Genomic DNA, 6000 nt, shown 5'->3' on the forward strand with positions numbered 1-6000 from the left:
AACTGCCAAGGCTTACGCTTCGCCAGATTTGAGACTAAGTTGTATGGTCACTTCATCGGGAAGTTTGGACCGGCAAGCCACAGACGTTCCACTGCCCACCCATTCCTTTTATAAATCTTGCACCTATTCTACATGTCTATATGACAACCGCCTGTAGTAAGAAAGCATATTCTGTTTGTTGGTTAGCTCTGCTGTAGTCATATTTTCCGCAAAGTAAGCCGCCTTTTACCAAACATCAAATCGCCACTATCGCTGGAACGAAAAATCTTCCTCTGACACGTCAGAGCGTATTTCTTGTCGCCGTTTTGTCTTATCGGTATTCTTGGGCGGCAGTTGATGGCAGAAAATATCCCTCAGCAGGCTGAACAGCCTTCAAAAAGAGGGAAAAAGAAAAATTATCAGAGTTATGGCAAAGACGATAGACATAGAACTTCAAAAACAGTTGGACAAGCCACAGGCATGGTTCTGCAAGTATTTTCCTGCACGCATACGCAATGTGAGTGAGCGTGAGATAGCAGACCGCAAGTTAGTCTTTGATTTCAAGGATGGACGGGCATACGAAGAGGTTGCTCAACGCACGGCAGCCAACATGACCGAACGTTATGGAACATCATGTACTAACATTGTATTTTCTCCCGTACCGGCATCCACCGATAAGAAGAACGAGATACGTTACAAAGCATTCTGCCAAAGAGTATGCGAACTGACGGGAGCTATCAATGGTTATGACCATGTATCAGTGAGTGGTGAGAGGCTAACCATTCACGAAAACCGTAAGGCAGAGAAAGAAATCCGTAAGGTAAACGTCATTGAGTTTGATTCGGCTTTTTTCAACGGCAGGTCTGTGGTAGTCTTTGATGATGTGATAACCAAAGGGCTGAGTTATGCTACCTATGCCAATCAGCTTGAAAGCCTTGGTGCTAATGTACTCGGAAGTATATTCCTCGCAAGAACCCATTACAAAGTGAAATAATATGACCCAGACAAAGTATGATAAGGCAGTGTCCGTTTGCTTCAGTGGACACCGCAATATTCCATTCCTATACAGGAAGCAACTGAAGCTGCAATTAAAGACAGCGATAACCAAGGCATACGCTGGAGGTTATCGTCATTTTTACTGTGGTTGTGCCATGGGGTTTGATATGCTGGCGGCAGAAGTTGCTCTTGCGTTGCAGTCCGAATTGTCAGGTCTGCAAGTTATTGCCGTAGTACCGTATCGCGGACAATCCGAGCGGTGGAACGATGCGATGAAAGCCCGGTATGATACTATTCTCTGTAACTCGGATGATGTTATCATCCTGAGCGAACACTACTACCATGGCTGTTTGCTTCGACGCAACGACTATATGGTTTTTCACAGTTCGTCTCTTATTGCCTGGTATGACGGCAACCCCAAGGGTGGTACGTTTTATACTTATCGTAAGGCTACAGCGAATGGACTAAAAGTTCTAAATCTCTATGGCAGCTCAATCGTATAACAGCCATCTTGTTTTCGCATATTCCGAGCCGTAGCGGTGACTCCTTTGCCATTCATGTAAAGGCTGTTTTGTCAGCCATAGCGTGATATGGCAAAGTACGCTATTAGTTCTGATGTATTGCCCGGCTTTACCTATGTGCCGGTTTAGTTGGTGTTGCTGTATTTTTATATCTTCGGAGGCTCCATCCTCCTTATATCTTTCTCTACCTTTTTTAGTATTCGGCTTAAAAAGTAATATACTTGCCTTACTTTTCGCCTATTTAGCATGTTTAAGGCACGTCTTTTTATAAATAAGTGCAGCAATTGGTTGCTGCACTTTTGCTATAATATCTATTTGTCATATTAGACCTTCCCGTACACCGTCCTCATTTTTCCGTCCACCAGCACCTTATTTGACCGCACAATCCAAGCTCTGCCGTCATTCAATCCGCATTCCAATGCCTTTTCGCCGCCGCCGATTAGTACCGGAACGGTTGTCACTGTGATTTCGTCCGCCAGCCCGTTATCCAAGAGTAAAGCCCCGATTTCCTCACCGTAAGCCACCACCATACCGTCGCCGTCTTCCTTCATCTGTCTCAGTTCTGCCACTGCATCTCCTTGGATGAACTTCACTCGTTCATTCTCCGTCAGGTCGATGCCGCCGTTCGTCACAACCAAAGTCTCTTTCGCCGTAATCGGCCAACCCAAATGGTTCATATAAATACGCAGGTAAGTTTCTTCGTCAATCAGCACACAACTGGAGGCATCCACAGCCGCATCAAAATGCTTGTCCGAAGGAGCCGGACAACCGTCGATGGACTGATACACGTGCAAGGAAATCTGTTTCATATTCAATGTGTTTTTAAGAATTATGTCCACCTTGCACCCTAAAGAACAGCATGAACCCACGCTATTCCGGAATAGAGGTACTGCCATACCTAAAAGGCAGATAAGCAAACCCTTGCTGTATAAACATACAGTATGAATATTTTGCTATACATCTTGTCTTTTTGATAAGTGTCAGTTTTCTATTCCAAGACGTTCAGTGAACGTATAATATGTATATCAATCTCCGCCTGTTTCCAAGCCGAGTATGAATCTTCCATGTCACGACAATGACCGTACCCGAAAGTACCGTCTGCTGTCTTCATTTTGACAAAGATAACGAAAGATTGGCGGATAAGCAAACAAAAAACATTGTTTTTCAGGTTGCCTGTTCCGAACTGCATTCTGCCTTATCAAAAAGACTTACTCATTCCCCATGATTTAATACAGTCGTCATTCTGCAATTATCAAGAGATGGGCCAATCCATCCGATTCCACCTCCCTTTATAGTTCACCTTCCTCCGATATAATACGGGCAATCCATTCCGATTGTCCGTTACCCTGTTTTACAGTTTTATTCATCCCTTTCTATTTGATTGTCATTTATTATCGTTTTGCTGCTGCCGTGCGACCTCTCGTGGACTTATTTTCCCGCAAAGGTAATAGGCTGCTCCAATCTTGCCAATGCCGGCGTTCCGCTGCGAGTGAGCCGTAAAAATCTTCCTCTCCGTCTGTCGAGCGTATTTTTCCGCATCAGCCTTGTCAGATTGTTTCCGCCACCTTTTGGAGGCAGAAAAATAAATCCCAAAGGTCGCAAACAGGTTGAACAAAGGGAAATAGTAACAATAAAAAAATAACATTATGAAAACAGAGATTAGGCAGAATGGCAAAGTGATACTATCGAGTACAGACGATATATCCATTCCGATGATTTTCAAAAACTTAATGTGGTAAGAACTTTTCTGGAAACGACTATCAAAACTATCTCAGAACAGTTTGTCAGGATATTGGTGTTACTACGGGGGCGATTGAGTATTATGCCGACAACGTTTTGATTGAGAAAGCAACTATTCCTGATTTTTAAAAACTATATACAATGAAAAGGAAAGAGAAAGCAGCAGTAGATGAATTTGTTGCCCTTGTAGGAGGCAAGACATGGGAACCTGTACGCCATAAATGTATGGGTAAATGGAGTGGTATGACCGATTACGGTTTTGTCATAGACGGACGGATAACGCTCTTTGTTTCCAATAGTATGGCATACTTTAAGAAACGGATTCGTGAGTGGATTAAGTCGATACATACTTTTGAAGCGAAGAAAGATTGCTATCTCCGCTTGCTACGTGAACAAATTGAAAAGGACAACGACAAGGCAAAGGACGAAAAGTTAAATCCTGTCAGACTGATAGACATCGGTATCTTATCCCCCGAAAGCAATAGCCCGTTTGATTTTTTTGCCCCTTATGTGTTAGTCGAAATAAACGGCAGGCGGTTCAAGCATCAAACAGCGGAGTTAAGTTGCGCTATTATGGTGGATAGTTTGGCAGGATACCTTGAAGAATGCAACTGCAAGGATATATACACGGCAAGGGCAGTGCGTACACCTGACTACATTTTTTGCGGTGTGCGGTTTGACTCCCGTGATAATATGTATAAGATTGGAAAGTAGAGATTAATGATGTCTGAAGAAGTTATTACTTACAACGATAACTCCAGTCGTTTTATAGGACGGCATCAGCATTTGACCTACTAAATACATAAGTTCCCAATTTACGATTGGAAACTTATGTATTTTTCTGTATGGAAAACTAATCAAATAATCGCTGACTTATCATCCAGTCATTAAGCACGTCCGGATCTACACGATTTGTAAGATTCACATTTTTACTCAAACAACCGATTTTCTCACCTCTTAAATAAATAACTGGTGGGGTTAATGTATTCGGATTGTATGGACTTAACGATGAACTGGGACTTCCATATATGGAATACCGATTCTTGAAAGATATACTTGAAAAGTGACTACCGTATATATTCTCGTTGTTGGATATGGAATCAGGAGTAGATGTGTTCAACGACAATCTGCCTAAATACAAACCGTCATTTGCCAATAGAAACGATTCTTTCCTTGAAATTCTGGTATCTAAACCTATTCTATCCATTCCCTATGATTTAACGCCATTATTTAATAATGCCATAACGTCTTTTAGTTGCATTATCGAACACCTCTGTCGCTCTTAGAAACTGCATTACCCGTTCCCTGTCTTCGGAAATCAGGCAACCTTTCAGTTTACCGTTCTTTTCCGTGATTTTTAATTTTGAAAGTTCGAATATATCGGAACAATCCAGCCAACTGTCATAGTCCAGAATATCACGATAGTTCCGAACCATCAAAGGATATTGGCAGTCCAGTAGCTCTTCCGACCTCTTGGAAGAATCTATTTCCGAATTTATCAGTAAGGCACCGATAGCGACACCTTCCGGAGTAAAGCCGATAATAACAATATATTTATTGCGGTCTTTATATCCGTCTTTTAGTATCAGTCCGTCCTCTTCGTCCAAGGGGACATAAATAATATCACCAATTTTGACTGATGACATATCTACTTGCTCAGCTTTGGCCATTATAGCTTTCAGCTTTTCCAATGCACCGGTTTTGTCGTCCATTTGATTTAAGATAAAGCGTTCTTGACAATCTGCTTTTCTCGGATATAATCTACCATGTCCTTGGTAGCTTTTCCTGCCCGGGCTATATCTATAATGGTAATGAAGTTTTTTTGAGGATCATCCTGAATGCGTGTCATCGCTTCTTCCCATGCCGAGTCATGCGACAAATCGGACAAGTCATAAGGGTCTGTATCCTTATATTTAGCGATAGCAGCGTCAAGACAACGTTTGTTGGCACCTGATATATAGTCCATATCGGGTACGGCAGAAGTATATACCTTCTTGTCACGAACCTCTATGTCTGAAAGGAACTCGTCAAAATTCCCATCCAAGGGTTTGCCTTCTGCAATTTGCAGTGCCTTGTAGGTATAGGCTGGCACCGGGCCATGCTTCAATGCTCTGAAAGAGTCTTCGACAATCACTTTGCCATATTTGACAAGATGGTCCTGTTGGGCAAAATAAAGTATTTTAAATAACTTTATATAGTCCACTCCTTGAGTGAAACTCTGCATGATGTAGAGTACCACTGCTCTTATTTTAGCAATCTGTATAGCTGTTTTCATTTCAAAAAAATCTATGCGATTACAAAGATACAACTAATTTGCTGAATAATACGCTCATGATACAAAAAAAATAGTCCGTTGCATTTTTTTACGACATTTAATATAGTCGTCATTCTGAGAGTAATAGTCTGCAATTATCAAGAGATGGGCCAATCCACCCGATTCCACCTCCCTTTATAGTTCACCTTCCTCCGATTATAGTACGGGCAATCCGTTCCGATTGTCCATTACCCTGTTTTAACACCCCTGTTTTACAGTTTTATTCATCCCTTTCTATTTGATTGTCATTTATTATCGTTTTGCTGCTGCCGTGCGACCTCTCGTGGACTTATTTTCCCGCAAAGGTAATAGGCTGCTCCAATCTTGCCAATGCCGGCGTTCCGCTGCGAGTGAGCCGTAAAAATCTTCCTCTCCGTCTGTCGAGCGTATTTTTCCGCATCAGCCTTGTCAGATTGTTTCCGCCACCTTTTGGAGGCAGAAAAATAAATC

At 42.1% G+C, this 6000-nt stretch carries 8 protein-coding genes and 1 pseudogene; 4 read left to right on the forward strand and 5 right to left on the reverse strand.

Features of this window, described 5'->3' with window-relative positions:
• Nucleotides 1–406: 406 nt before the first annotated feature.
• Together DXD04_RS10975 and DXD04_RS10980 are read left to right on the forward strand one after the other, a co-directional pair.
• The gene (locus DXD04_RS10975; protein ID WP_117673221.1) at nucleotides 407–973 is read left to right on the forward strand and encodes a type I phosphoribosyltransferase; all 567 of its coding nucleotides are present in this window, start codon (nucleotides 407–409) and stop codon (nucleotides 971–973) included.
• A 1-nt stretch (nucleotide 974) separates the two neighbouring features.
• Nucleotides 975–1478, forward strand: a complete 504-nt coding sequence (locus tag DXD04_RS10980) for an SLOG family protein (RefSeq protein ID WP_117673223.1) — start codon at nucleotides 975–977, stop codon at nucleotides 1476–1478.
• A gap of 341 nt (nucleotides 1479–1819) precedes the next feature.
• Here the strand turns inward: DXD04_RS10980 and DXD04_RS10990 are convergent, their stop codons facing one another.
• Together DXD04_RS10990 and DXD04_RS10995 are read right to left on the reverse strand one after the other, a co-directional pair.
• Entirely contained in the window at nucleotides 1820–2305 is a 486-nt protein-coding gene (locus DXD04_RS10990) for a dihydrofolate reductase family protein (RefSeq protein ID WP_004308674.1), read from the reverse strand.
• Nucleotides 2306–2484: 179 nt separating this feature from the next.
• The gene (locus tag DXD04_RS10995; protein ID WP_004308673.1) at nucleotides 2485–2685 is read right to left on the reverse strand and encodes a hypothetical protein; all 201 of its coding nucleotides are present in this window, start codon (nucleotides 2683–2685) and stop codon (nucleotides 2485–2487) included.
• Nucleotides 2686–3142: 457 nt separating this feature from the next.
• On the opposite strand from DXD04_RS10995, the pseudogene DXD04_RS11005 reads away from it, so the two are divergent.
• Both DXD04_RS11005 and DXD04_RS11010 read left to right on the forward strand, forming a co-directional pair.
• Nucleotides 3143–3365: pseudogene (locus DXD04_RS11005) on the forward strand (DUF7688 family protein).
• Nucleotides 3366–3377: 12 nt separating this feature from the next.
• Nucleotides 3378–3950: a hypothetical protein gene (locus DXD04_RS11010; protein WP_004308671.1), complete on the forward strand. Its 573-nt coding sequence runs from the start codon at nucleotides 3378–3380 to the stop codon at nucleotides 3948–3950.
• A 139-nt stretch (nucleotides 3951–4089) separates the two neighbouring features.
• Here the strand turns inward: DXD04_RS11010 and DXD04_RS17060 are convergent, their stop codons facing one another.
• From DXD04_RS17060 to DXD04_RS11025, 3 genes are read right to left on the reverse strand one after another with little or no spacing between them, the layout of a single operon-like run.
• Nucleotides 4090–4443, reverse strand: coding sequence for a hypothetical protein (locus DXD04_RS17060; RefSeq protein WP_004323416.1), 354 nt, complete (start codon nucleotides 4441–4443; stop codon nucleotides 4090–4092).
• A gap of 19 nt (nucleotides 4444–4462) precedes the next feature.
• A complete protein-coding gene (locus tag DXD04_RS11020) occupies nucleotides 4463–4948 on the reverse strand; it encodes a hypothetical protein (protein ID WP_117673225.1) in 486 nt (161 codons plus the stop codon).
• Nucleotides 4949–4953: 5 nt separating this feature from the next.
• A complete protein-coding gene (locus DXD04_RS11025) occupies nucleotides 4954–5511 on the reverse strand; it encodes a Panacea domain-containing protein (RefSeq protein WP_004308669.1) in 558 nt (185 codons plus the stop codon).
• Between the last annotated feature and the right edge of the window lie 489 nt (nucleotides 5512–6000).

This window comes from Phocaeicola plebeius, from assembly GCF_003437535.1.
Classification (GTDB): Bacteria; Bacteroidota; Bacteroidia; order Bacteroidales; family Bacteroidaceae; genus Phocaeicola; species Phocaeicola plebeius_A.